Here is a 23,226-nt window from a genome sequence, read left to right on the forward strand (position 1 = left end):
AGGCTGGCTCAGCCGGGCGGCACGACCTCCAGCCGCAGCCGGTCGAGCGGGCTTTCCGTCCGCCGGATGAGGCCGTTCGAGACCTTCGTGTAGCGCGCCGTGCTCGACAGATTGTTGTGGCCGAGCAGAACCTGGATGATCCGGATATCGGTGCCGTTCTCCAGCAAATGCGTGGCGAAGCTGTGCCTGAGCGTGTGCACCGTCACCCGCTTGTCGATGCCGGCGGCGGCACGCGCCGAGCGGCAGGCCGAATAGAGGACCTGCACATCAATCGGCGCGGTTGCGTCGCGACCGGGAAACAGCCAGTCCTTCGGCTTTGCCAACCGCCAATAGACCCGCAGAATGCGCAGAAGCTGCACCGACAGCATGACATAACGGTCTTTGCCGCCCTTGCCGTGCTCGACCCGGATGACACCGCGTTCGCTGTCGATACTGTCGATACTGTCGACCTTTAGGCCGACAGCCTCCGAAGCACGAAGGCCAGCGGCGTAGGCCGCGGTCAATGCCGTGCGTGTCCTCAGGCTTGGCACGGCCTCCAGAAACCGGACGATCTCGTCGGCGCTCAGAACCACCGGCAGCGTGCGCGGCGCGCGTGCATAGGCAATCCGCTCCGGGATCTCGGCATGGCCAAGCGTCACGCCATAGAAGAACCGCAGCGCGCATACTGTCTGGTTCAGCGCCGGCCACGATATCCCGCTCGCCACCAGATGCACGTGAAAAGCCCGGACATCCTCCAGGCCAAGTCGCTCCGGCGAGCGGCCGAAATACCGGGAAAACTTCGCCACTGCGTGGATGTAGGATCGCTGCGTAGCCGGCGACAGATTGCGGATCGTCATGTCCTCGATCATGCGCCGGCGCAGAGGGCTCAACTCGGCCATCTCTCTTCTCCTGTTCTCAAGATTGCGCTTCAACAGCCGCAATCCTTCAAAACAGAAGCCTCATCCGCAAACCCCCGCACCAAATGCCGCGTCAGCGGCTTCGTTCAATCCCCACACCTCAACTCGCGCGATTTCGTCCACACGGCTTAGTTGTTTAGTCATTGGCTATCGGGCCCTGACCCGCGGCGCGCCTGATGGAGCTAACAGCATTTGGCGGAATAGCGGCCGAGCAGCAAAGCATCTGCCTTACGAACCCCCAGCAATAAGTTCTCGTTTGCGAACTTGGTCGATCAGCGCGAAAAACGCGTGAGCGGTCGTGCCTCTTACGGCCCCCGAAGGCGCCGGACGGCAAAGCGGTAATTCTACTCCGTTCGGGGCGGTAGATCTCCGTTACTAAAGTCGCAGTTCATTTCATCCGAGCGCGGCACGCTCGCAATATCAGCGCATTCTAAACGTCCGCCAAATCCATTTTTTGCCGTTAGCGTTTCGGCCCGCAGTCAGCTAAGAAAGACATCTGCGCCGCTATATCATAAAGAACACCGGCGCTTCAGGATCAAAAACCTGTCTAAGCGAGAAGCCGGGCCGGTAAAACCCAACTCACGTAGGCGACAACCCGCCGCCGGCGGCGCAATCATGCCCAATCAGCGAACGGCGCCCGAGTCGCGGGGAAGCGACGCCGCGGAAGGAGTTGGCGGAGCCTTCCCAATCGTCGGCATCGGCATGTCGGCGGGCGGGCTCGAAGTCGCGACCGCCTTCCTGAACGCGATGCCGACGGACAGCGGCATGGGTTTCGTCATCGTCCAGCATCTCGATCCGACCCGCGAAAGCATGCTCGCCGATCTCCTCAGCCGGGAGACGGCGATGCCGGTCGTGCAAGTCGAGGACGGCATGCGGGTCGAGCCGAACCGTGTCCACATAATCGTCCCCGCTAAGACGCTGCTGATCTGCGGCGGCATCCTGCGTTTGGTCGAGCCCGAGGAACCCCGCGGCCAACGCCACCCGATCGACAAATTCTTCAGCGCGCTGGCCGAGGACCAGAAGGCAAAGGCGATCGCGATCGTACTTTCGGGCGCGGGCAGCAACGGCACCGCAGGGCTTGCCGACGTCAAGCAGGCCGGCGGAATGTGTATCGCTCAGGATCCCAAAACCGCCAAGTTTGACAGCATGCCCCGCCACGCGATCGCGTCGGGCTCTGTCGATCTCGTGCTCGCGCCGGAAAAGATGCCGGAAGCGCTGCTGCGCTACGCCCGTCACTCCTACGTCCACGCCCCACGGCCGGAAATGGCTGAGGGCCCGGGGACGGATGGGTCGGGGCCTGGGCTGGACGACGTGCTTACCTTGCTGCACGCCCGCGCCGGCCACGATTTTCGTCAGTATAAGCACAACACGTTGTCGCGGCGCGTCCATCGACGGATGGGTCTCGCCCAGATGGAAAAGCTCGACGACTATCTCGCCTTGCTCGCCAGAGACACGGAGGAGGCCGGCGCCCTCGTCAAAGATTTGCTCATTCACGTTACCGCCTTTTTTCGCGATGCCGAGGCGTGGGACGCGCTGGACCGCGAAGTCATCACGCCGATGGTCGAGAAAGCGGAGCGCGGCCAGTCGATCCGGGCCTGGGTGCCTGCCTGCTCGACCGGCGAGGAGGCGTACACGATCGCCATGATCCTGGCGGAACGGTGCGAATCCGCCAGCAAGGATCTCGCCGTCAAGATATTCGCGACCGACGCTGCTGAACATCATCTCAGTGCAGCGCGCAGGGCGACCTTTCCCGGAAGCATGGTGGAAAGCCTGACCGCCGAGCGGATCGCGCGCTTCTTCGACAAGATCGACGACAATTATTACCGGCTCAAACCAGCGGTTCGCGAGACCGTTCTGTTCGCGCCGCAGAATTTGCTCAAGGACCCGCCTTATTCGCGGATGGACCTGGTCAGCTGCCGCAACCTTCTCATCTATCTCGAGCCGGCGGCGCAGCAGAAAGTGCTGTCGCTGGCGCATTTCGCGTTGCGCGAGGACGGCTATCTGTTCCTCGGCAATGCCGAGACGGTCGGCCAGCGCGACCATCTGTTCGCCAGCGTGTCGAAACGCTGGCGGATATACCGGCGCGTCGGCCCGGCGCGGTCACCGGCGATCGATTTCTCGCAATGGCCAATCCGCGACGGGCCGACGCGCTCGATGGACGCGCGGCCCAAGCTTGCCGACATCGCGCTCAGGTCGCTCGCCGAACGCTTCGCCCCCGCCTCGGTGCTGATCGACCGCAATTACCGCGTTCTTCATTTCCACGGGCAGACCGGAGACTATCTGACACAGCCCGCGGGCGCGCCGACGATGGATCTGCTGGCGCTCGCGCGCGAGGGATTGCGCCTGACGGTCCGCAGCGCGGTGCGCAAGTCGATCGAGGATGGCGAGGCCGTCGCGCTGCGCGCCGCGTTCAAGAGCGGGACGATTCACACGGTACTGGTAACAGCCAGCCCTGTCCGCGATGGGACCGACCCCGGCATGATCCTGGTGAGCTTCGCCAAGGATCAGGTGGCCGTTTCCAAGACGCCTTCGCCGGAAGCGGGCGGTGGCGCCGTTCCGGGCCGAGACCTCGAAGAGGAGCTGCGAGACGCGCGTGATGAGATGCGTGTCACCGTCGAGCAATATGAGACCACCAACGAGGAACTGACCGCCGCCAATGAAGAAGTGACGAGCGTCAACGAGGAACTGCAGGCGACCAACGAGGAGCTTGAATCGTCGAAGGAGGAGTTGCAGTCGCTCAATGAGGAGCTGAGCACCATAAACGCCCAGCTCGACCGCAAGATCGTCGAACTGGCCGAAGCGGGCAACGATCTTCGCAACCTGCTCAAGGGCAACGAGGTCGCGACGATCTTCCTCGACACCGAGCTGCGGATCAAATGGTTCAGTCCGGCCATTCGGACGCTGTTCGACCTGATCGAAAAGGATGTTGGCCGGCCGATCGCCAATTTCACCCAGAAGTTCGCTGTCGGGGCGCTGCTTGAAAAAGCGAAGGCCGCTGTCGAGCAATTGGCGACATCCGAGCAGGAGGTGATTGCGGACGACGGTCGGTGCTTTCTGTTACGCGTGCTGCCCTACCGCACCCGGGATAACCGCATCGCCGGGGCTGTCGCCACATTCATCGATATCTCCGACCTGAAATCGACGCAGGCCGGGATCGCCGCGGCGCGCGATTATGCCGAAGCGATCGTCGAAACCGTCCGCAATCCGCTCTTGGCGCTCTCCGGAGATCTGCGGGTGCGTTCCGCCAATTCGGCGTTCTACAATACCTTCGGTATCAGCGCGGCCGATACGGCCGGCCGCCTCGTCTATGATCTGGTCGACGGCCAGTGGAATCCCCCCTCTTCGGACGCTTCTGGAAGAATTAATCCCGAACCGACAACAGATCGACGACTATGAAATCGCGCTCGAAGTCCCGCGGCTGGGAACGCGGTGCATGATGCTCAACGCCCGCCGCATCGATGGCGACGACCGGAGCGGGGAACTCGTCTTGTTGGCGATGGAAGACATCACCGAACGCCGGGATTCGGCCCGGCATCAGGAATTGCTGGTCGGCGAGCTTAGTCACCGCGTGAAGAACACCCTAGCCGTCGTCCAGTCTATCGCCGCCCAGACGCTTCGGCACAGTAACTCGCTCGACGCATTCGCCGAAGCGTTCCAGGGTCGGCTCCAGGCGCTGGCGGGCGCCAACGACGCTATTATCGACGGCAGCTGGAAAGGCGTGACGCTAAGGCACATCATCCAGCGCTCGCTCAAGCCGTTCGGGGTCGAGCGACAGGTCGCGCTTGCGGACGGCCCGGAAATCGACCTGCGCCCGCAGGCCTGCCTCGCGCTGGCGATGATCCTGCATGAACTCGCGACCAACGCGGTCAAATACGGCGCCTTGTCGGTCCCCGCGGGGCTGGTTTCGATTGCGTGGCGGGCCGACCTGGACGGCAAGAAAAAAACGATCGCCATCGACTGGACGGAGAGCGATGGGCCTTCGGTCGAGACCCCTTCGCGGCGGGGACAAGGAACGCGGTTCATCGAGCGAAGCATCGCCTATGAGCTGAAAGGCAAAGCAAGCGTAGCGTTCGAACGCGACGGTTTGCGCGCGACGCTTACCTTCCCGTCGATAACCGCGATCATGCCGGTCGCGTCCCTTACCCCGATTGCGAAAGCCGTCAAATGACAGACGCTACGATCTCGGTGCTGGTCGGCCTGCGACTGCTCGTCGTCGAAGACGAGTTTATGATCGCGGAGCACATCGGCATGCTGCTGGAGGATTTTGGATGCGACGTCGCGGGACCGGTCGCAACGATCGAAGAGGCGCTTGCCGCTGTGGATGAAGGTGGCCTCGACGGCGCGTTGCTCGATGCGAACCTCGACGGCGAGAGCACCGCGCCGATCGCCGCCGCGCTGCGCGCCGCGTCTGTGAGGTTTGTTGTCGTCACGGGATATGGTGCACACGAACTGGCGGACGAGGCGCTTAATCACGCGCCACGGATAATCAAACCATTCAGCACGGCTGAGCTTGAGGCGACCTTGGTCGGCGCGTTTACCCGTTAGGCCAATTGCGTTGCGGCAGAGATACTCGACGGGATAGACTGCGGCTGTAGCGTCCGCTTTGATGCTCAAGACGCTCATCAACAGACCGGCCGCTTCCGTGAAGAGTTTCGGGCGCCGGCAGGCGTACGAAAGTCCCCGAGGAAGGAACCCGCGGGCCACAAGTCGATGGCTATGGGGATTTCGATTTGCGGCTGATGTCGGCGATGGCGCGATCGTCGCCGGGAAGCGCCGCGATTGATACGGACAGGCCGCTTTGGTGCGCTTCCGCGCGATGTTGCGGGCTCGGCGCTGGTCCGGACGCGCGCCTTTCGGCGTCAGTAGTCACCATGGGCACGCGTGGATCCGTTGCCGGAGGGGACGCGCCTGCGGCTGAAGGCTCTACCATGCCATGCCGGATCATGGGCCGTTCTCCCGGTTCGATGCCGTTGCGTGCGGCGGTCCGCGGGGCTGCCGCCAGCGTTCGAACACCTCAACGACGATCATGCGTCCGCGACAGCGTGGGCATGGCGGGCGGAAGTCGTCCGGTTCGTCTGATGTGTCGTCATCGGGCTGCGCGGCGACGTCCAGGAGTTCGCGGGCGAGCGCGAGGCTGGCCCTGCGGGCGGAGCCAGCGAGTAAGCCGCAATGCCGGATGCGATGGAAGCCACGCGGCAGGACATGGAGCAGGAAGCGGCGGATGAACTCGTCGGTGGCGAGCGCCATGACCTGCTGGCGACCGGCGCCGTCGCGGCGGTAGTCCTTGTAACGGAAGGTGACGCCGCTCTCGTCGAGGTGGATGAGGCGGCTGTTCGAGATCGCGACCCGGTGCGTGTAGCGCGACAGGTAGGCGAGCACCGCTTCCGGACCGGCGAAGGGCGCCTTGGCGTAGACCACCCAGCGCTTCTTCTGGACCGGCGACAGGTGGCGTAGGAATGCCCGCCGTTCCGCGAGATGAGCAATTGCGCCGAAGAAGGCGAGCCGGCCAGCGTCGTGCAGCGCGACCAGCCGGGTCAGGAATAGGCGGCGGAACAGCTTGCCGAGCACGCGCACCGGCAGAAGGAAGGCCGGCCGCGATGATATCCAGCGTGCCCCGTCCGGTGCGATGCCGCCGCCCGGCACGATCATGTGCACATGCGGATGATGCGTCATCGCTGAGCCCCATGTGTGGAGGACGGCGGTGATGCCGATGCGTGCGCCGAGATGCTTCGGATCGGCGGCGATCGTCAGCATCGTCTCCGACGCCGCCTTGAACAGCAGGTCGTAGACCGCCGACTTGTTCTGGAATGCGATGTCGGCGACCTCGGCGGGCAGCGTGAACACGACGTGGAAGTAGCCGACCGGCAGCAGGTCGGCTTCCCGCTCTGCAAGCCATGTCCGCGCGGCCGCACCCTGGCACTTCGGGCAGTGCCGGTTGCGGCAGGAGTTGTAGGCGATCCGCCATTGGCCACAGTCCTCGCAAGCCTCGACATGACCGCCAAGGGCTGCGGTGCGGCAGTGCTCGATTGCCGACATGACCTTCAGTTGCTGCAGGCTCAGATGGCCGGCATGGGCGACCCGATAGGCGAGCCCGGCAGCACGGAAGATGTCGGCGACCTCGATCGAGGCGCGCATGGCTCAGCCGTCGGGTGAGATCTCTTCCGGCTTGAACAGGCCGAGCTTGTCGAGCGGGCTCGTCACGGCACGCACCGTGCGGGTCGCGACCTTGGCGTAGAGAGCGGTGGTGTTCAGCTTGGCGTGCCCGAGCAGAACCTGGATGATCCGGATATCGGTGCCGTCCTCCAGCAGGTGGGTCGCGAAGCTGTGACGCAGCGTGTGCGGCCCGACCCGCTTGGCGATGTCGGCGGCCTGCGCTGCCTCGACGACGATGCGATAGAGCTGTCGCGTGCTGATCGGCTTCATCGCGTGCTGCCCAGGGAACAGCCAGCCGTCGCGATGCATCACGCCCTGCTGCCGCCCAACCTTCCACCACTGACGCAGCAGAGTGAGTAGATCGGCAGAGAGCATGGCATTGCGATACCGCCCGCCCTTGCCGCGCTCGACGCGCAGCAGCATGCGCTCGCTGTCGACGTCGGCGACCTTCAGCATCGACACCTCCGCGACGCGCAAGCCCGCACCATAGGCGACCGACAATGCGGCCTGGTGCTTGAGACACGTGGTGGCGTTGAGCAGCCGGGCCACCTCGTCGCGGCTGAGCACCACGGGCAGGTTGCGCGGATGCGACAGCCGGACGAGCCGGCGCGCCAGGTCCGGGCGGTCGAGCGTTTGGGTGAAGAAGAAGCGCAGCGCCGACACGATGCTGTTCATCGTCGGCACGGGAACGCCGTCTTCCTGCTGCTCGATCTGGAACCGACGTAGGTCGTCGGCTGTCGCCGTGTTTGGCGAACGCCCAAGGAATGTCGCCAGGCGTCCGATATCGCGGAGATAGTTGCGCTGCGTCTCGCGTGAGAAACGCCGCATGTTCATGTCGTCGATCAGCCGCTGGCGCAGCGGGCTGATGGGTGCATCGAGAAGGGGATGGGGCATGGTCGGGCTCCTTGTTGAAGAAGCCCGTCATCTTCTGCCGTTGCTGGACGACGCTCAACGCGAGCGCGACGGCCGGCCCATCACCCCTACCTCAACCGCAGGCGCCCTCCCGCGCAGCGGGTTCGTTCTCCGTGAAGAGCTTCGGGTGCCTTCGATGCGCGGCATCCGGTGCCGGGGAACAATTGGGATGACAATTACCTTCGCCTGCGATCTGTCCGGCGGTCCCGCATTGTTCCCCACCACTGGGAAAGGTCGTCGGCAGCGGACACGCGCTGTTTGCCCTGCGCGCCGACTGGAAGCGCGACCTGCTGCGCGCACAGCACAATTGCTGGTACTACACGTTATCTACGGCACGGTTCTGGGCGGCGTTTATGCGGCCCAGCATCCCATGTCGCGCGATGGAGCATTGACCGCGTAGACGGTCCGGTCGCGACCCATCGGTCTACACAGAGCCCGATCTGCAGATACGTCGATCGGGCTCTGACACTCAAACAAGCAAGGAATTTTCATGTCACAACACCACTCATTGCCCGGATCGCCGGCTCCGGCCCTCTCGCTGCCTGCCATCTGCGGTGGAACGATCGATCTGGCGGCCGAGCACCCGGATCAGTTCACGATCGTGTTCTTCTATCGCGGCGTGCATTGCCCGATTTGCAAGACGCAGACGGAAGAACTGGCGGCGCGTGTCGACGAATTTGAAAAGCGCGGCATCAAGGTGCTGGCAGCTTCAATGGATTCAGAAGAACGGGCCGGGCGCCAAGCCGAGGGGTGGAAGATCGCGGGTCTCAAGGTGGGATACGCCCTTTCCGAGGCAGACGCCCGGGCCTGGGGCCTGTTCATTTCCCAGAAAGAGAAGGACAGCGAGCCGGATCGGTTTGCCGAGCCCGGCATCGCCATCGTCTATCCCGACGGGACGATCTATGCGCTGTTTCACCAGAGCGTGCCCTTCGCGCGGCCGCGTCTGGACGATCTTTTGAAGGGTCTCGATTTCGTCGTCGAGAAGAGCTACCCGGCGCGCGGCACGCTGGCGGCCTGAACAGTGGCAGATCAAAATCAGAAGAGCTTCTCCGATCTCAAAGCGCTGTTCATAAACACCACGCTGACGCGTTCGCCAAAAAACTCCCACACCGAATTGATCATGCGCAAGTCGATGGCGGTCATGGAAGCCAATGGCGTGAACGTGGAATATCTTCGTGCAGTCGACCATTCGATCGCATCCGGCATTCAGCCAGACATGCGCAAAGAAGGCTGGGAGACCGATGAATGGCCGGAACATATTTGGCCGAAAGTCAATGCAGCGGACATTCTGGTGATTGGGACACCCATCTGGCTAGGCGAGGAATCATCGGTTTGTCGTGTAATCATTGAACGGCTCTACGCGCACAGTGGTCAAACGAACGAAAATGGTCAGTATGTCTATTACGGCAAAGCCGGCGGCTGCATCGTGACTGGCAACGAGGACGGCATAAAGCACTGCTCGATGACCGTGCTCTACGCGCTGCAGCACATCGGCTATACGATACCGCCGCAGGCCGACTGCGGCTGGATTGGCGAGGCGGGCCCCGGCTCTTCCTATGGCGACGGCGGAGCCGGCCTCGACAATGAGTTCACCAAGCGCAATACCGCCTTCATGAGCTGGAACCTTATGCACATGGCCCGGATGCTGAAGGACGCCGGCGGCATTCCCGCGCATGGGAACCAGCCCGAGGCTTGGAAGGCGGGCGATCATTTCGATCATCCTGATGGGTGAAGCAAGACCCCAACTTCAACCGGGGGCCGCTTTCCAACGCGCCCGTGTCAAGGGAAACGGTTACTTGTGGGAAGAAATCGGCGTCCTACTGAGATTAGCCCGCGATGTATGCCGCGAAAACTGCGCAAAGTCTGAACTGCTCAAAGAGATCTGAAAAAGGGCCTTCGAGGTGTCCCGTTGACAAACGAGATCCCTCGCCCTGGCCGAAGACTGCGTCGCACAGCCGAGCGCGCTCTGGGCTTCGGCGGCAGGAGACCGGTAACTATCCCGGTGACAAATATCGCCAACCGCTCCCCCAGTCGATCTATAGCCATGCCGCATGGCTTGCCATTCTGCCAAAGTGGCAAACCGAACACACTTGGAGGGTTATGCGGAATGATCGACGCACGGATAGTCACACGGGCTTTGCGCGGCCGGCAGATCCTTAAGCGATGATGAGTCTGAAGAAGGCCACGATACTTGCTGTGCTCTTGTTGATCTGTTCGGCGGCGGCCGCTCAAGATCGTCCGCCAGATGCAGGCGGCGCCGAGGCCGCGGGCGCAGGTGCCGTCAGAGCCTGGTATGGACGCCCGACCATTCGTTACGCGCATGGCGTTCTGGGCGATGCGATCGAAGCAGGAAGCCTCATCGCGATCGATGAAGGGGGCCGTCGCGATGAGCTTGTTGTGCCGCAAACTCAGGTATTCGAGGACATTACGGCTCGCCTGGCGGATCTAGACGGTGATGGCCACAATGAAGTCGTTGCCATCGCACCGACGTTTCGGCAGGCGCTGCCGTGGCGGCCTACCACATGGTTGATGGCAAGCTCAAAGAGCGGGCCGCGACCGCGCCGGTCAGGCTGGCGAATCGCTGGCTTTCGCTTGCCGGAATCGCGGATTTTCGGGGCGACGGGCGCCGGCAGATCGCCGTGGTCGAAACCCCGCATATCGGGGTCGGAACAAGAGCGGTGCGAAATCGTACGCTAAGGGCGAACGAAGCGGGAACTCTAGGCAGCCCGCCGCAGCCCAGCTGGAAGGCGAAGCGACCGGAAACCTTCCAACAGATGCTGCTCGCTATCCCAAGTGTAAATGCCTGTCAGATTGATGTGCTCCCAGCTCAGCGGTGAGATGTGCTTGAGCAGGTGATGCGGAATCTCGCGACGCGTGTTGCGTAAGTGGGTAACGGCTCGTTCGATATAGACCGTGTTCCAGTGGACAATCGCACTGACGACGAGGTTCAGACCGGAGGCGCGGAAGGCCTGGCTTTCGAACGATCGGTCGCGGATTTCACCACGCTCGTGGAAGAAAACGGCGCGTTTGAGTTTGTGCGCTGCCTCGCCCTTGTTGAGGCCGGCTTGGCAGCGCCGACGCAACGTCGGGCTCGAGTACCATTCGATCATGAAGAGCGACCGCTCGATGTGGCCGAGTTCCCGAAGAGCCTTGGCCAGTTGGCTTTCCTTCGGTGTTGCCGAGAGCTTCTTCAAGATCGTCGAGGGCACAACGGCACGGGTGGTGATCGACGCCGCCAGATGAAGCAGATCATCCCAGTGATCGAGGATCAGGGCGGCGTTGATCGGCGCCCCGATGTGGTTCGACAGCGCGGGATATGCATCGCCTTTCTCGAATGTGTGGAATTTCCGATCTTTGAGATTGCGCAGCCGAGGCGCAAAGCGTTCGCCGATCAAGGCGAACAGTCCGAAGACATGGTCGCTTGCACCGCCCGTATCGGTGAAGTGTTCCTGGATGTCGAGGATCGTGTCCTGATCGAACAACCCGTCAAGCACATAGGCTGCCTCGCTTTCGGTCGGGCTGATCGGCAAGATGCTGAAGTAGCCGTACTGATCTGACAGATGGCTATAGAATTTTGAGCCCGGCTTCGCTGCCGTAGTGCAGATTGACATCGCCGCGCTTCGCCGCTCTATCGCTCGCGCGAAAGAACTGCCCGTCGGATGACGCGGTCGTTCCATTACCCCAAAGTCGGGCATGCGGGTGACGAGTGTGCGCATCGGTGATGCACGCTTGCGCTGCGCGATAGGTCTCCGACCGGGCGTGGAACGAGCGCATCCAGCCGATCTGGTGAGCACTGATGCCCTTGGATGCGCTCGCCATCCGTTTCGGACCGAGGTTGGTCGCATCGGCCAGCACGCCAGCCAGCATGGCCGAGACATTCCTCGGAGTATCACCCGTGCGAACGTGCGTGAAGCAATCCGCAAAGCCGGTCCAATCGTGCACTTCCCTCAACAGGTCGGGAACTTCAACCATTGGATACATATCGCTGATCTCTGCATCCAATTCCTCGGCTGCAGCGGAACCTCGCCGGCGACTGGAGTGACGATCAAGGTCCCGGCTTCAAGCCGAACACCTTCGAGCTTTCCGGATCGTGCTCTGTGCGCCAGGCGCTTCAGGTTGAAGTCGAGCATCTGCCGCGCTTCGGCAAGCCACTGCGCACCGTCACTTTGGACGCCTAGTCCGAGCCGATCCTCCTCCTTCATCGTGGTGAATGTCGACCGCGGCATCAGATGCTCGTCGATCGGCCGGAAGGATCGGCTGCCATCGACCCAAACGTCCGCAGATCTAAGCCGGTCCCGCAAAGCCGCGAGCGTTGCAATCTCATAGAGACGGCGATCGGGCTTCCCCTGCCCGAGGATGAGCCTTCGATCAGCTTGGCTGAGGTGGGTGATTGGGATGCGCTCCGGAAGCGCCCGACGCTTCTCCAGGTAGAGCCGTCTCAGCAACGCAATCGCCGCAAGAAGCGGATCGTGGCGGCGCGCTGAGCGGAACGTGAACGCTTGCAGGAACGCACCAACATACTTGTTGACGGTCGCATATTGCTCGGCCGCCAAAGTCAATGGCGACGCCTCGTTGTCCTCGACCATCGATTCAAGCTCAGGCTTCATCCGGAGCAGCCGGTGCCATCCAACTTCCTGATCGAGAACCTCCAATGCGTTCCGGCCATGATCGTTGGCGGACTGCAGGGCTGTGATCGTGTCGAGGAACATACGCAGCGCCTTGCCTGTAGCCGGCCTGCAGTCCATGTGTCGCTGCTTCTTGCGGTTATTGGCTTGCGAGAACAGCCGACCCATCAGCTTGACGAGCATCGACACTGCATCGTCCGTGAGCTTCTGGCTGAGCTTGATGACCTGCGCCACGATCAAAGCGTGCCGGCGACTCGCATTGAAGTCGTTGGCCAGCCATGCCGGCGTGGCGTTGCCCTCGCGGATCATCTGGTCCCAACGTCCCGATGATACACGCGCCTGCAGTTTCGGATCGATTTTTAGCTTGCGCAGGAAACCAATCCGTTCGGTCAGCCCGACCAGGTTCGACGCACCCGGCGCTTCTGGCGCCGACCGCAGCCAATGAAAGCGCGTCTGGCCGATAGCCGGGTCAACCTCCAATAGCTTGTCCAATGATTGAAGCGTATCGAACGGGATGTCTTCAATCAGAGAGTTCTCTCCGCCCGACGGCGAGCTATAGCGCGGCCGGCAAGACCGATCCGTTCGATCGTGTCGATTGCCGGCAGAAGAGATCCACGTTCATGGAATGTGGTGACAATGGAACTGGCTATCGCAGCACCGTCGTCGGACATCGTGGCCGATTGAATCGCAGCCAATAGCGCGGCTCGACGATCTTGCGCCGTCGCGCTTCTCGTATTCAGATACACCATGAGGCGCGCCGCGTGATCGCGCCGGGTTTCTTCACGGCGTGCATAAAGCGCAAATGCTTCTGGGTCGGCGCCGATTTGGTCAGCAACATATCGAAGCATGGCGCGGGGCGGGGTCTCTTCTGCTCCCAGCACTCGGCAAGGATATCGCATCAGACATAGCTGCACGGCAAAACCAAGCCGATTATGCTTACGCCTCCGTAGCTCAATCTCCAGACGATCCGCCGGTGACAACGAATAGTGCCGGATCAGGCTATCCTCGTCGGCTGGTATTTCGAAAATCTTCTGTCGATCATGAACTTTGAGAAGCTTCCGTTTTGCCATCGCCCAACCCCCCACGACCAATCTGCCCAGAGCGTTGTCGAGTCGGACGGACGAAGAAACGAAAACTGGTGCCTAACGGTGCCAATCCACAGAGATCGGAGGCCGCCATCCGAGATCCGAGACAGTACATGTTCCGTTCGACCTTAGCGTACGATTTCACACTGCTCTTGTTCTGACCCCGCATTGCCCTGTCGCTGTTATGGGGGATCGCGGTCTATCATGTGCTGGAACTGATCGGTTATGCGCCGTTCGTCTTGCCGTAGGCGTGCGGCTGGTATGCAGTGCATAGATCAGCCCCACCTTATTGCCGCAGCATCTCGAACATTTCAGCTGGGCTTCAGATCGCATTCCATCGCTTGAGCGTGAGCGCTGGCTCCGAGCATCGTCGCTCACGACCATGCGCGAAAGGTGGTGCCGGGACAGCGCGGATCGTGGCGGAAAGCTACGATGCTGGCGAGACCGTCAGCGAGGTGGCTCGGCGACATGCATTGTCCCCGCAGCAGCTGTTCGCCTGGCGCCGGTCCGCGCGGGTGCCGTTGGCGAATGCGCCGGCACCGGAGCCAATGTTTGTTCCAGCAGTGGCCGCGTCACCTGAGCCCGAACCGGCGTTGAAGCGTGCGAGATCGACACGGAAGCGGAAGGCCGCGCGAGAAACCGGAGTGATCGAGTTGGCGATTGACGTTGTCGCCATGCGGGTAGGTCGTGGCGCCGACGCCAGGACGGTGGCGGCGGTGATCCGTGCGCTGAAGGCGCCGTCGTGATCGGGCCGACGGGTGTGGTCAAGGTGATGGTCGCGACGAAGCCGGTGGACTTCCGCAAGGGGGCCGAAGGCCTGGCGGCGCTGGTGCGCGAGACGATGGGCGCCGATCCGTTCTCTGGCGCGGTCTACGTCTTCAGGGCCAAGCGCGCCGACCGGGTCAAGCTGGTGTACTTCGACAGCACCGGCGTGTGCCTGCTGGCGAAGCGTCTGGAGGACGGGAAGTTCTGCTGGCCTGCCATCACCGATGGCGTGGTGAGGTTGTCGGCGGCGCAATTGCAGGCGCTCCTGGAAGGGTTGGACTGGCGGCGCGTGCATGACGCCCGCGAGACGCGCGCGCCGGTCGCGGCAAGTTAATCCCATGGGCGGCCAGAGACGCTGGCAAAGCATTGGAATGCATGATTGAATCGGTCTTGTCAGCAACCCGGCCGAGCCTCAGACTGAATAGCCCCGAGTTTCGTGGACGCCTTCGGGTTACGTGTCCTGCTGCCGTTCGAACTCGACGGGTGACAGCATCCCGTTTCTGACGTGCTTTCGTTTCGGGTTGTAGAACATCTCGATGTAGTCGAACACGTCCTGTCTTGCCTCCTCGCGTGTTCGATAGGTTCGGCGCCGTATTCGCTCGGCGCTTGAGAAGTTGAAGAAGCTCTCGGCCACTGCATTGTCGTGGCAGTTCCCACGCCGGCTCATCGAGTGCTCAAGATTGTGGTGCTTCAGGAACGCTGCCCAGTCCATGCTGGTGAACTGGGAGCCCTGGACGCCCTTCTGTTTGTCAAGCGGCGATGCGCGTTCGGTTAATGTCTTTCTGGCGCCGCATAATTATGCCGAAGACTTCTCGTGCGACGTAGCGTTTTACCATGCGGATGGCTTCCAGTTTCGAATGACCTTCGGCGACGCGGCGCGAGACGTAGGCTTTTGTCCTTTCGTCGGTCCTGAGGCGGCCGATCGCGATGATGTGCAGCGCGCTGTTGGCGGCGCGATCTCCGCCACGGTTGAGACGGTGTCGCACCGTCTTTCCCGATGATGCCGGGACGGGGCTAACGCCGCAGAGTGCCGCGAAGCTGGCTTCGGACTTGAGCCGCTCGGGATTATCGCCAGCCGTCAGCAGCAGCTGGGCGGCACTGTTGTGGCCGATGGAGTTCTGCGCGATCAGTTCCGGGGCGAGATCATTTACGATCGCTTCGATCATCATGTCGAGATCAGCGGTTTCATCGTGCAGCTCAAGGTAGCGCCGCGCGAGCGATTTGAGGCAGATGCGATACGCGGCCTCGATGTCGCGATAAGCCGTCAGATCCGGGCGCCAGGCGGCGAGGGTGCGGATCAGTTGCATCCGCGTCATTCCCCGGAGTTGGTCGCGCAGCGCGTCCGGCGCGGCGATGATCGTGTTCTGGATCATCTGCAGGGCGATCCGCCGGGCATTCACCGCTGTTTTCCGGCAAGCCTTTAGAACTCTGAGAGATTCCACCATTCCATCCCGGCTTCGCGGGGTAACGGTCCGCTGCCCCGCAAAGGCAGCATGGGCGGCGCTTTGGGCATCCAGATCGTCATTCTTTCCGCGTTTGCGACGATCTTGACGGTCAGGTGCCGTGACCTCCAGGACCTCTATCCCGGCGGTTTGCATGTAGCGCAGAAGGCCCGCGCCATAACTGCCCGTCGACTCGATGCCGATACGCTGAAGCTCACCGAACGAGCGCATCCATGCCAACATCTGACGATAACCGTGCCGGGTGGTCGCGAAGCTGCGGGTATCGAGAACCCGGTCGCAGTCGTCAACGACCGCCGCAACATGCAGGTCCTTGTGGGTGTCGACGCCGCCCGTGATGCTATGCGCCGCCTTGTCGTTTCCGTCCATCGTTCACCTCCGTGGTTGCCAAAACCCATGGCTCACCCACGATCCAATGCTTGGACAGGACAGTCACGAGACCGGTTCGGTCAGGCCCTTCTCGGGTCACAGGCAATGGCCGAGGCAAAGCCTCACCGCGAGGTGTTCCCGGGCGGCCGACAGGTCCAGGGAAAGACACGTCGGTCGATCGGAGTGCGGGTCAGGCCGCACCGAGGCACCTTGCGGCGCCAGTCTACCGCGGTCGATCAGTGTTTGAGACAAACCGCCCGGGAACTGGCGACCATCTTCTGACTGTCGGAGTGGACCAGGACCTTGCCCTTCGGCTTTCGCCGCCATACCGCCATGAGCAACGCCTGCAACACGACATCAGATAAGTGCAGGGAAGCTATCCGAGCTGGTTAAGCCAGCCATTAAAGAACTTTCCAATGTCTCTTCCGTTATCCCGACAACAGCCATGACGTGTGGCTGCGATAGAAACCCAATCGGAGGATGTCATGAAGTCGATGGTTAGCATTGTCGCGAAGACTTTGGCGTGCACTGCTTTTGCAATAGCATTTGCACTTCCAATCTATGCAGCTGGCCTAGGAGCCGGCGCATCCATCGGCGGCTCTGGCGGTGTCAACGCTGGCGCCGGTGCTTCAATCGGTGGATCTAATGGCGTGAGCGCGGGCGCTGGGGCGTCTGTGGGAGGCGCCAATGGTGTCAACGCAGGCGCCGGAGCAAGCATCGGCGGCACGAACGGTGTAAATGCTGGCCTTGGCGCTACCGTAGGCGGAACTACCGGCGTCGGTGTGGGTGTCGGCGTCAATATTGGTGGCGTCAATCCTGCAAACCCGTCCAACCCTACCAATCCGAGTAACCGGCAAATCCAAGTCTTCCGGGCGCCGTGGCTCAAATGTCGGACAGCCAGGTCGCGAGGATGAAGAAGCGTTGCGCGGATGTCCTCAGCAATTCAGGTCCTATGACCGAGATTTGCGCCAGCTGTGCCTGTTGATCTCCAGGCGTTAAGGGGCAGTCATTCGCGAGGCCTGACGAAACTCTCAGAGCCTCGCGCGATTACAGGACCGCTGCCTCGCACGGCAGCGGGCTTTTTTCCAGCGCACCGAGCGGAACCGTTTCGCCTTTCCAAGGTTGGGCGCTGATGCGACGTTTGATCAAATTTGATTGAGGGTGGCCGGCGCTACTTCCGCATTTGGAGTGCTGGGGTGACAGCGACGAAGGCCTTGCCAACTAGGTATCCGCCGCAAAGACAAGCTAACACTGGGGTAGCCGTTCGACCAACTGACTGATCAAGAGCTACGCGATCGAGGAATACGAACTCATAGGCATCGAGCGTGAGGCCGGCTTGCCGGCCTTTGCCCTGATGGCCGATCGCGCGACAGGCAAGTATGTTGGCTCGGCCTTCATCAATCCAAGCCGAGCCATCCGCGAGCGGCTATGGAAGCGCGTCCAGGAGCACGCCGGTCCGGCGCCAATGGGCATGAAGCGGCCGGCGACGCAATGGGTGAAGCCAGGCCTCATTGGTCGCGTGAAGCATCTGCGCGGGGAGGAGGATCTGCGACGCTTCGCTGCAGGATTTCCGGGAGGAAGACAGATAGTTTGGAACACAACCGCTGATTGGAACTTCAGAAGTATGGTCAACTCTGACAAGCCAAAACGTTTCATGCCTGCGCCCAAACCCAAAGGCGCTATGGTCGCTGCCGCGATCATGATCCTTGCAGTTGCACTTGTGATTGTATGGTTTTTGCTGAAATGAGCACGCGCGGTACAAACTTCGTCGATCAATGGATCCGCTCCAAGGTCCCTAGGACCGTTGGGGCCGACGTCATCTCAGTTGCGGAGTTGGCTGAGGCTCTATTCGACGATGCTTGTGTCGTCGGGATCGACAGTACCGAAATCGAGGAAGACGTCGGCAGTCTCTATCAGATGATCTTCGATGCCACGTGCACCGCAATGCGGGCTTGGCCGATTGAACGCACGTATCAAGGCGACCTCTACTGGCGTGTGTGCCGCCGTCTAGTATAGGATGGGCGACAGTAGATTACGTTTAATCGAATCCTCCACTACGAACGGACTCCCTATGAATTTTGCAAAGATTGCAGCGCCCCTGGCGCTTTTCTGCGCGCTCGGCGTCAGCCCGGCGTTTGCCGTCTGCAACATTTCAGATGCCAAGCTCGAAGAGGCAGTGCTCAAGAGCCCCGAATTGCGCAAACCCGAGAACCGCTATCTCGTGCGCGACCTGCGCAAGTTGCGCGACGCGGCGTTCATCCTGTGGTCCTACGGCTTGCACGACGATTGCGAGCGGGTGCTGGCCAACATCCGTGAATTGATTGCGTCGCCCTCGATGGGCCAGCTCGGCGACAATGACGAGGACGAAGCCGACCAGCAGCTTGCCGCCAGCGAACCGCAGAGCCACGAAGGCGGTGAGATCCAGGGCAATCGCAACGCGCCGGACGCGCGCCCCCTCATTGACATCGACGATCTCGGCCCGGGCTTGCGCGTCGACGAGATCGTCGGTGCTGAGGTTCGCAGCTCGGACGACAAGATCGTCGGCGAGGTCCGCAATGTCGTGATAGGCACCAAGGACCGCTGGGACTACGCTGTGGTCGCATCCGCCGGTTTCTTCATCGCGGGCAAGGACAGCATCGTGGTTCCGCTGCGCTACCTACAGGTGAACGAGGCCCGCAACAGCTTCTATCTTCGAATTACCAGCGCGCAGGTCAAGATGGTGCCGCTGATGCCCGACCAGGAATATCTGTGGCTGGCGGACGAAAAGTGGCGCGCCACCAACGACGCGATCTTCCAGAGCCTGAACCCGGATCCTGCCCGCTATGGCAAGGGTGCCAAGCCGAAGGATTCCGGCGTGAAGTGACCGGCGGTAATCCGGGGAAGGCACTTCCCCCTACACGCTGCCCCACGGCTTCACGGGCTTCGAGCCGCCCAACGGCAATGTTGCCGCGGACGATAGCTGCGGGCGCTGTATCTTTACAACAATCATTCCCCGCATGATCTTTGTAGTGGTTGGCGCGCCGCACGTAAGTCTCGACCGATCCCTGCTGCCGGGGGCAGCCTATTTTGGCAAAGTTACCGGAGCGCGTTCCTTAGTTTGGTCCAGTTGTCGGTCAGGTCGTTTGTCGGATGAGGCATTATTTCCAATTTACCCCACTCCCGGGCGACTGATCGTGCCACCGCTTTCTGATCTTTCCGCGGCAGTCCTACGATATTTGGAAAGATGATTTCTGCCTCTAGGCGGTAAAAGGCGCCGGTCTTCGGGTTGATGGCTGCGTACCAAGCGACGAACATCCGGATGATGTACGGGGTCCGTCCCGACGCCATCATGTAGTCAATACAGGCGAACATCAGTGCGCTGTCGCAGTCCTCCTCGGTAATGTCGGGTAGGACCATGCGGGTCTCGATCTGCATGCTTGATGAAGTTGCGAGGGCCGTTAAGCATATCACGGACTGTCGTGCCGATTGACAACCGCTCCTGGCGCAAGGCATTTTCCTGCTGAGGCAAAAGCGAAGGGGCATGAAATGAAAAAGGCGTATGAACGGCCGACACTGATCAAGCGAGACAGGCTCGCCTCCGTAACAGCGGGCCTGGTTATCGTTTCTGGGATCAAGTGAGCTGAGGCATCTAAAATCAAGCCCGCTGGCTCCGGCCGGCGGGCTTTTTGCGTTTCTGGGGTCGAATTTGAGCGTTCGTGCGCGGCACAGCAAACCCCGCACGCTCACTGGCTACCCCTTTTTGGCGCGCTGCTGCGAGGGCCACCAGATGAAATACAGCGACCCGATCTTAAGCACCGGCACGCGTCTATCTCTTTCCCGGTCGCGTAGCTCGCGATAGGTCTTCACCTTGAATATCCCGCCGGGCATGGGAGCTTTGGCGCCGGCCGACGAGACACTTGGTCTGTTGATTTCCACCCAGAACTGAGCCGGGTTTGGAGTGAACCCCTGCGGCTGGACCAGGGGGCCTAAAAAACTGATACGTTCGATGGGCCTTGAACGGAGAAGGCTCATGAAGTCACGAGGTCCATATCGTCGGCACTCGACGCAATTCAAACTGCAGCTCTGCCAGGACATCCGTGGTGGCGTCATCGGGCGCCGCGATGCCCAGCGCATGTATAGCGTTTCGGCGAACCTCATCCAGCTGTGGTTGACCCAGTTCGACCGAGGTGAACTGAATGACGAGGAGGCTGAGGCCAGCGTCATTGCTGAATACGAGGCGCGCATCGCAGCTCTCGAACGCAAGGTCGGCCAACTCACCATGGAACTGGACCTTGCCAAAAAACGTATGGCTCGCCCCGCCTGCAAGCGACTTTTTGACGGCATCTCAGTCTGCGCCAACGTATCCGGTCTCGGGGCGATGATCGTCCCCGACCAAGATGGAGCTTACGCGCGTACCGATCCTCATAAACACGTCGGCGTCTAGCGCCATTTTTTTGGTCAGGATGTCGGCACACCGTTCGACTGTCAGGCCATCTTTTCAGTCCACTCACAGACAACGCCGGCCTGAAGGTCTCCCTTCTGGCCGATCTCTGATTATCCGACCGACGGCAACGCCGCCATCTGGAAGGGCCGCCCGCTTCTCAGCACCGCCCAGATGATCCTGGCCATCTTCGCTGCCAGCGCGACGACAGCCGTATTCATATGAGTTCGCGACAGCAGGCCTCGCAGCCATTCGCCCAACAGCGTCTTCCCTTTGGCAAGGGATGGTAGCGCTGCTCGTGCTCCATGGATCAGCATCCTACGAAGATAGCCGTTGCCGCGCTTGCTAATCCCCAGAAGCTTAGGCTTACCTCCGGTCGTCATTTGTCGAGGCACGAGTCCAAGCCAGGCCGCAAGGTCACGGCCCCGGCCAAACGTCTCGGCCTTTCCGACCGACGCTACGAACGCGGTCGCATTCAATGGGCCGATCCCCGGTATCGTCGAGAGCAGCTTCATCGATGCATCCGTGCGAGCGAGGTCCGCGAACTCCGCGTCGAAGGAGACGATGCGAGCATCGAGGGCGCGCCACTCGGCTCGCATGTCCTCGATCAGAACCCGGATCCGACGGCCGATCGCCATCTCTCCGGCGAGAAGCTGTTCCAGTCGAAGTTCAAGCTTGCGCCGCCCCTTGGCAAGCATGATTCCCCGCTCGAGCAAAATCGCCCGAAGCTGGTTGATCAGAGTCGTCCGCTCGCCAACCAGCCGATCTCGAGCCCGGTGCAGGCTCTGCATGTCGAGTTGCTCGTCGCTCTTCAGATCGACAAAGCGCATTGTTGGGCGGGTCGCGGCTTCCGCTATCGCCTCCGCATGTCAATCGGCCCGCAATTGGGACCCTGGATCGGCGCGCAAAAGGGGCTCTGACGCAATTTTGGTGGTGACTAGTGCTACGCAGCGCCAATGACCCGGGCCTGGAGTAGGTCGAGCTTTCCTCGGCCGTACATTTGGCGTTTCACGAGTTTGAGTTTGGTAATCTGCCCCTCGGTTTGGCCATTGGACCAGGGAGATGTAATCGCCGCGCTCACGGCCGCTCGGTCCTTGACGACGCCGTTGGCGAAGGGGGCGACTAGGCCGGATCGAGCTTGCTCCAGCCATGGCTCAAGATCAACGAGAGACTTCTTGCGGATCATGGCCTGGAAGGCGGCGATGATTTCCCTGGCGTCTACCAGCTGGGGCACGCCGCCCTCGATCGCCGCGACAATGACGGTTTCGGACTTGGAGAGGTTATCGCGACCGATGGTCATAAGCCGCGCAACGGTCCGCGCCGAGGGCGCCCGGCTCAAGGCGGCGCCATCGACCTTTTCCGCCTTCCGACGGCGCGTGGTCCACTCGGTGACAACCCGAAGGCTGCCGCGGAACCCTTGGACCGCGAGCCGTCGCCACAGCTCGGCACCGTTCCGCTGTCCGGCCGACCACTGGGCGTCAAGCCATGGCAGGTACAGTTCGAGCGAGCTCTCGCGGACGCGGAAGACATCCGAGCGTTGACCACGCAGCACGCGACGAACCAGACCTCGGCTGTACCCGGTCCGGCGAACGATCTCCTTGATCGTCACTCCGGCCTTGGCCAGGCCGAGAATGGCGGCGTTAGTGTCTTCGCGGTGAAGATATCCCTCATATTGGATGCGCTCGGCGGCGGTGAGCAGGTCGAGATTGATCGTGGTGGCGCCGATCGCGGTCCGAATCTGGCGCATGGATTTGCGCACGGCGTCGACGAAGGCGCGGCTGGCGTTCTCCATCAAGTGCCAACGGTCGGCCACCTGGGTCGCCTTCGGCAGCGCCTTGGCTGCAGCCATCGCGTAGCCGCCGCCGCGGTCGCGCGCGACAATGCTGATCTGAGGCTGATCGGAGAGCCAGGCCTGGGCCGTCGCTGGCTCCCGGTCAGGCAGCAATGCGATGGTCTTGCGTCGCTCCAGGTCGCAGATGATGGTCCCATAGCGTTGGTTGCGTCGCCAAGCCCAGTCGTCGATCCCGATGATGGTCGGCGGAACAAAACGCGGGCTGCCGCGCCGCCGCACGACACGCAGCAGGGTGTCGTTGCTCACCGGCAGCATCAGCCTCTGGGCGAAGCTCGCTGCCGGACGCCCGCCGAGAACAAGCCCAAGATGGTGGACGATATCATCGAGGCGAGCGGTTCGTCGGGCCCATGGCGCGAGGACGTCCCCGTCAAAGCGCTCGGCAAAGATTCGCCGACCGCAAAGCACCGCGTCGCAGTGGAACCGGCGTACCATTACGACCAGCAGAACAGGCTTGCCCGCCATGGGCAGATCCGCCAAACGCCGCGGATACCGGCTGTGGATCCGCACTGATCTCGTTCCACAGCCCGGACAGGCGCTCGCGATGCTTAAAGGACGGACCGTGATTAGCGTCGCGTCGGCGCCACTGGCGGCATCATCGACCACAAAGCCGCGAGGGACGAGGGTCGATGGTCGGAGGGTCTGGCCCATAGCACTGATTCCTCTGTCTGAAATCGGTACCAACCAAACCC

General features: G+C 61.8%; 19 protein-coding genes and 4 pseudogenes. 13 read left to right on the plus strand and 10 right to left on the minus strand.

All coding sequences use genetic code 11. From position 1 onward, the window contains the following. Positions 1 to 8: 8 nt before the first annotated feature. Positions 9 to 878, minus strand: coding sequence for a site-specific integrase (locus tag GA829_RS35750; protein WP_195180433.1), 870 nt, complete (start codon positions 876 to 878; stop codon positions 9 to 11). 633 nt (positions 879 to 1,511) lie between these two features. Here GA829_RS35750 and GA829_RS35755 point away from each other — a divergent pair. Genes GA829_RS35755 through GA829_RS35765 form a run of 3 tightly spaced genes read left to right on the plus strand, consistent with a single transcriptional unit; the run spans position 1,512 to position 5,441 of the window. Further along, positions 1,512 to 4,292 (plus strand): chemotaxis protein CheB, encoded by a 2,781-nt coding sequence (locus GA829_RS35755; RefSeq protein WP_195180434.1) that lies wholly within the window; start codon positions 1,512 to 1,514, stop codon positions 4,290 to 4,292. A gap of 37 nt (positions 4,293 to 4,329) precedes the next feature. Then, complete coding sequence (locus GA829_RS35760) at positions 4,330 to 5,064, plus strand: sensor histidine kinase (protein ID WP_195180435.1); 735 nt, start codon at positions 4,330 to 4,332, stop codon at positions 5,062 to 5,064. Further along, on the plus strand, positions 5,061 to 5,441 hold the full coding sequence (locus GA829_RS35765) for a response regulator (protein WP_195180436.1): 381 nt from the start codon (positions 5,061 to 5,063) through the stop codon (positions 5,439 to 5,441). Before GA829_RS35760 ends, GA829_RS35765 begins: the two co-directional genes overlap by 4 nt. A gap of 396 nt (positions 5,442 to 5,837) precedes the next feature. Here the strand turns inward: GA829_RS35765 and GA829_RS35770 are convergent, their stop codons facing one another. Further along, positions 5,838 to 7,031 carry an IS91 family transposase gene (locus GA829_RS35770; protein ID WP_195176218.1) on the minus strand — a complete coding sequence of 398 codons (1,194 nt, stop codon included), beginning with the start codon at positions 7,029 to 7,031 and terminating at the stop codon, positions 5,838 to 5,840. Positions 7,032 to 7,034: 3 nt separating this feature from the next. Continuing rightward, positions 7,035 to 7,943, minus strand: coding sequence for a tyrosine-type recombinase/integrase (locus GA829_RS35775; RefSeq protein WP_195176217.1), 909 nt, complete (start codon positions 7,941 to 7,943; stop codon positions 7,035 to 7,037). A gap of 508 nt (positions 7,944 to 8,451) precedes the next feature. Here GA829_RS35775 and GA829_RS35780 point away from each other — a divergent pair. The 3 genes from GA829_RS35780 (at position 8,452) to GA829_RS35790 (ending at position 10,658) form a co-directional block, all read left to right on the plus strand. After that, positions 8,452 to 8,979 (plus strand): peroxiredoxin-like family protein, encoded by a 528-nt coding sequence (locus tag GA829_RS35780; RefSeq protein ID WP_195180437.1) that lies wholly within the window; start codon positions 8,452 to 8,454, stop codon positions 8,977 to 8,979. A 3-nt stretch (positions 8,980 to 8,982) separates the two neighbouring features. Beyond that, on the plus strand, positions 8,983 to 9,693 hold the full coding sequence (locus tag GA829_RS35785) for a flavodoxin family protein (protein ID WP_195180438.1): 711 nt from the start codon (positions 8,983 to 8,985) through the stop codon (positions 9,691 to 9,693). A 431-nt stretch (positions 9,694 to 10,124) separates the two neighbouring features. Continuing rightward, entirely contained in the window at positions 10,125 to 10,658 is a 534-nt protein-coding gene (locus GA829_RS35790; RefSeq protein WP_195180439.1) for a hypothetical protein, read from the plus strand. A 20-nt stretch (positions 10,659 to 10,678) separates the two neighbouring features. Here the strand turns inward: GA829_RS35790 and GA829_RS35795 are convergent. Continuing rightward, positions 10,679 to 13,656: pseudogene (locus GA829_RS35795) on the minus strand (Tn3 family transposase). Between the two features lie 431 nt (positions 13,657 to 14,087). On the opposite strand from GA829_RS35795, the gene GA829_RS37825 reads away from it, so the two are divergent. Both GA829_RS37825 and tnpB read left to right on the plus strand, forming a co-directional pair. Then, positions 14,088 to 14,417, plus strand: a complete 330-nt coding sequence (locus GA829_RS37825; RefSeq protein WP_195180440.1) for a transposase — start codon at positions 14,088 to 14,090, stop codon at positions 14,415 to 14,417. A gap of 26 nt (positions 14,418 to 14,443) precedes the next feature. Continuing rightward, positions 14,444 to 14,770 carry an IS66 family insertion sequence element accessory protein TnpB gene (tnpB, locus tag GA829_RS35805; RefSeq protein ID WP_374940460.1) on the plus strand — a complete coding sequence of 109 codons (327 nt, stop codon included), beginning with the start codon at positions 14,444 to 14,446 and terminating at the stop codon, positions 14,768 to 14,770. 117 nt (positions 14,771 to 14,887) lie between these two features. On the opposite strand, the pseudogene GA829_RS35810 reads toward tnpB, so the two are convergent. Both GA829_RS35810 and GA829_RS35815 read right to left on the minus strand, forming a co-directional pair. Continuing rightward, a pseudogene (locus GA829_RS35810) lies at positions 14,888 to 15,169 on the minus strand (IS3 family transposase); the annotation flags it as partial. Positions 15,170 to 15,185: 16 nt separating this feature from the next. Continuing rightward, positions 15,186 to 16,265 (minus strand): IS110 family RNA-guided transposase, encoded by a 1,080-nt coding sequence (locus GA829_RS35815; protein ID WP_195178185.1) that lies wholly within the window; start codon positions 16,263 to 16,265, stop codon positions 15,186 to 15,188. A 485-nt stretch (positions 16,266 to 16,750) separates the two neighbouring features. Here GA829_RS35815 and GA829_RS37830 point away from each other — a divergent pair. The 4 genes and pseudogenes from GA829_RS37830 (at position 16,751) to GA829_RS35830 (ending at position 19,128) form a co-directional block, all read left to right on the plus strand. Further along, positions 16,751 to 17,264 (plus strand): annotated as a pseudogene (locus GA829_RS37830) (hypothetical protein). A 337-nt stretch (positions 17,265 to 17,601) separates the two neighbouring features. Continuing rightward, positions 17,602 to 18,012 (plus strand): hypothetical protein, encoded by a 411-nt coding sequence (locus GA829_RS37190; protein WP_258052474.1) that lies wholly within the window; start codon positions 17,602 to 17,604, stop codon positions 18,010 to 18,012. Next, entirely contained in the window at positions 18,009 to 18,281 is a 273-nt protein-coding gene (locus GA829_RS37835; RefSeq protein WP_195180442.1) for a DUF768 domain-containing protein, read from the plus strand. Before GA829_RS37190 ends, GA829_RS37835 begins: the two co-directional genes overlap by 4 nt. Before the next feature lie 55 nt (positions 18,282 to 18,336). Beyond that, the gene (locus GA829_RS35830; RefSeq protein WP_195180443.1) at positions 18,337 to 19,128 is read left to right on the plus strand and encodes a PRC-barrel domain-containing protein; all 792 of its coding nucleotides are present in this window, start codon (positions 18,337 to 18,339) and stop codon (positions 19,126 to 19,128) included. A gap of 212 nt (positions 19,129 to 19,340) precedes the next feature. On the opposite strand, the gene GA829_RS35835 is transcribed toward GA829_RS35830, so the two are convergent. Together GA829_RS35835 and GA829_RS35840 are read right to left on the minus strand one after the other, a co-directional pair. Then, complete coding sequence (locus tag GA829_RS35835; RefSeq protein ID WP_195180444.1) at positions 19,341 to 19,679, minus strand: hypothetical protein; 339 nt, start codon at positions 19,677 to 19,679, stop codon at positions 19,341 to 19,343. Positions 19,680 to 19,994: 315 nt separating this feature from the next. Continuing rightward, positions 19,995 to 20,276: a hypothetical protein gene (locus GA829_RS35840; protein WP_195180516.1), complete on the minus strand. Its 282-nt coding sequence runs from the start codon at positions 20,274 to 20,276 to the stop codon at positions 19,995 to 19,997. Between GA829_RS35840 and GA829_RS35845 the strand changes: the two genes are divergently transcribed. Further along, entirely contained in the window at positions 20,275 to 20,688 is a 414-nt protein-coding gene (locus GA829_RS35845) for a transposase (RefSeq protein ID WP_258052475.1), read from the plus strand. The genes GA829_RS35840 and GA829_RS35845 overlap by 2 nt on opposite strands. A gap of 110 nt (positions 20,689 to 20,798) precedes the next feature. Here the strand turns inward: GA829_RS35845 and GA829_RS35850 are convergent. Both GA829_RS35850 and GA829_RS35855 read right to left on the minus strand, forming a co-directional pair. Next, positions 20,799 to 21,551 (minus strand): annotated as a pseudogene (locus GA829_RS35850) (IS110 family RNA-guided transposase); the annotation flags it as partial. 77 nt (positions 21,552 to 21,628) lie between these two features. After that, positions 21,629 to 23,185 (minus strand): ISL3 family transposase, encoded by a 1,557-nt coding sequence (locus tag GA829_RS35855; RefSeq protein WP_195180445.1) that lies wholly within the window; start codon positions 23,183 to 23,185, stop codon positions 21,629 to 21,631. Between the last annotated feature and the right edge of the window lie 41 nt (positions 23,186 to 23,226).

It is taken from the genome of Mesorhizobium sp. INR15 (assembly GCF_015500075.1).
Lineage (GTDB): Bacteria > Pseudomonadota > Alphaproteobacteria > Rhizobiales > Rhizobiaceae > Mesorhizobium.